Annotated in this window: 1 protein-coding gene; it reads left to right on the plus strand. The window is 43.3% G+C overall.

Annotated features, from left to right (window positions below; translation table 11 throughout):
- Nucleotides 1-19: 19 nt before the first annotated feature.
- Nucleotides 20-367, plus strand: a 348-nt coding sequence (locus SB775_RS27845; protein WP_410864384.1) for a helix-turn-helix domain-containing protein, incomplete at its 3' end; no start/stop codon positions are given.

A 367-nucleotide genomic window follows, 5' to 3' on the forward strand; every position in this document is an offset into this window, starting at 1 on the left:
GTTATATGAGCTTCATCAAATGATCACAGAAGAAGCTCCTGCTTTGAATAAACAGGAAACCTTCTATTTTTTCATGAAGCAGCTGATCGGAGCCTATGCTGATATGCCAGAGAAAAAAGCGTCAGCATCGCATACTAATGAACAGAAAGTCCAAGACGTACAGGAATATATCGAGGCGCACCTCACGGAAAATATATCGTTAGACGAATTAGGTGAGCTTGTGTCAATGAACAAATACTCACTGCTTCGAGCTTTTACAAAGTTCAGAGGGACCACGCCTTATCGTTATTTACAGACAGTCAGAGTGAACTATGCGAAGGAACTTCTCGCCCAAGGATTGAAGCCTGTAGATGCGGCTGTCTCCGCT

Source organism: Peribacillus sp. SIMBA_075, assembly GCF_046534585.1.